We start from the raw sequence: 2,402 nt of genomic DNA, 5'->3' as shown, positions 1-2,402 counted from the left end.
GAGCGCAATAACATCACACAAATTCTAAATCAAGCAAGACAGCGCCAAGAGGCATATAAGCAGGAGCGAGACAATCTCTTATTGAGGTATGAACAAAATACGCTCACCCAAGCAGAAACAGAGAAATTAGCCAAATTGATGTTTGAGATTGCAGAACCTAAACTCTTTGCAACCTACAATGCTCCTTTTATGCATGGAGGGATGATGAAAGAACTCCTCAAGGATTCTGAACGCTGCATTGAGGAGGGCAAGGAGGCTTTAGCCTGTATTGAGCAAGGCAGGCAGTATAGACGCTTAGAACAACAAGAGCACAAGAGGAAATCCAAAGGCAGAATATGAGCCCACAACCCCCAAAACACCCCAAAAGAAGGATAACCATGCAAAAACCCGATGTCATCATCATTGAAAGCCCCAACAAAATCAAAAAGATTGCTAGCATCACAGGAGCTAAAGTTCTAGCCACCATAGGGCATTTTATGGAGCTTGAGGGGATTGAGGGAGAAAACTTTAAACCTAAGTTTGCAACTAAGGCAGACAAGAAACAACAGATTTATGCGATGATTGAGCAGTGCAAGGGCAAGTGCGTTTATATTGCCACAGACCCCGATCGTGAAGGCTATGCCATTGGCAAGATGTTTTACGAGAAAATCAAAAATATCGCCAAAGAGGTGTTTAGAGCCGAGTTTCACGAAATCACAGAGAGTGGGATTAACAAGGGCTTGCAGAGTGCCTTATTGTTTAAAAACACGAATTTTAACTACTATGAAAGTTTTCTAGCTAGAAGTGTGAGCGACTATTATATTGGCTTCACACTCTCCCCCTATTTGGGAGATTGTCTGCAACAAAGAAAGGGCAATAGTGCAGGCAGGGTACAAACCCCTTGTTTGAAACTCATTGTGGATAGAGATAAGGAGATAGAGGCTTTTAAAGCTTTGCCAGAGAATCAGAAGGTGAATTACCAAATCCAAGCTAAAATCTATGATACGCACAACAGAGAAGTTATTCTAAGACATTGCGATAGTGAGGGCAAAGAAATCAAGTTTGAAAGCCAAGAACAAGCCCTTACAATATTTAAGTCTCTCCAAGAGTGCAAGGTGGCTTTAGTGTTAGACATAAAGCACTCCACAACTTCAAGCCCACCCCCTAAACCCTTCATCACTTCTAGTCTTTTGAAAGTGGGGAGCAACAAACTAGGTTTGAGCACCCAGCAAGTCCAAGAATTGGCACAAACACTTTTTGAAGCAGGCTTAATCACTTATATTAGAACGGATGCCCAAATACTTAGCCAAGAGTTTTTAGATAAGGCAGAGAACTTTTATCAGCCACTCTATATCGGTCTTTATGAGCGCAGAGCTTATAAGGCTAAGAATAGCCAAGCAGAGGCACACGAGGCGATTAGGATCACGCATTGCCACAAATTTGAGGACACACAAAATCTCTTAAATCAAGCAGGTATCACAGATAGCCAAGCCCAAGCCCTCTACATCTTGATTTTTCAAAGGACGCTAGAAAGTCAGGGCAAAGCAGCCACTTATGCCAAGCAAGACTTGCAATGCAAAATCAAAGACCACTTCTTCAAATGTAGTGTGCGCTCTTTGCAAGAGGCTGGATACCTAGATATGTTCAAGCACACAGAGCAGGCAGAGAATGAACAGAATGCGCATTTAGATGTGAAGACAAATAGCACCATTAGTCTGCTTAGTTTGGACATCGCTAAAATCCAAAAACGCAGCCAGAGTGCCTATGTAGAAGCTAGCTTCATAGAAGTCTTAGAGAAAAATGGCATTGGCAGACCCAGCACCTATGCGAGCTATTTGCCTAAACTAATCCAAAGAGAATACATCCAAATCACACAGGATAACAAACGCGTTGTGAATGCTACCCACAAGGGCAAACAAGTCATTAGTATTTTTGAAACAAGTCCTTATGGCTGGATTGTAGATACGCAATTCACCGCCTTAATGGAGGAGCTTTTAGACAAGATTGTCAAGCAAGAGTGTAGCTATGTGGAGTATATGCAAATGATAGCCCAACGATGCCCACAAATGCCAAGCCAAACCCCAAGAGAGACATATCCTACTAGAGCTCCTAAAGAGAGTCAGATTAAATATGTCCAAGACATCTTAAAAGATTTAAAGATGGAGTTACCCCCCGAGTTTGCAGACTATACCAAAGATGATAAAATCACTAAGGCTTTCTTGGACAAATTCATCCCTAAACACAAAGAAGTTAGAGAGAAAGCCAAACAGGAGGGGCATTCTCTAGGCAATAGCACTACAAACAAGCCTGCCACTGCAAAGCAAATTGCCTTTGCTGAAAGCTTGTCTAAAAAACACAATGTGAAGTTACCCAAAGATTATAAGAGTAATATGCAGGTGTGTAGTGGCTTTATTGAGGAGTGG

At 42.0% G+C, this 2,402-nt stretch carries 2 protein-coding genes; both read left to right on the top strand.

What is annotated here, in order from left to right:
- Nucleotides 1-339: hypothetical protein (locus C6G87_RS06110; RefSeq protein WP_158653113.1), on the top strand; the 339-nt coding region annotated here is incomplete at its 5' end.
- A 38-nt stretch (nt 340-377) separates the two neighbouring features.
- On the top strand, nt 378-2,402 hold a 2,025-nt coding region (locus C6G87_RS06105), incomplete at its 3' end, for a type IA DNA topoisomerase (protein WP_104752642.1).

The organism is Helicobacter baculiformis, assembly GCF_900197685.1.
Classification (GTDB): Bacteria; Campylobacterota; Campylobacteria; order Campylobacterales; family Helicobacteraceae; genus Helicobacter; species Helicobacter baculiformis.
Note: the sequence above shows the minus strand (reverse complement) of the source record. Positions and strands in the feature narration are given on the sequence as shown.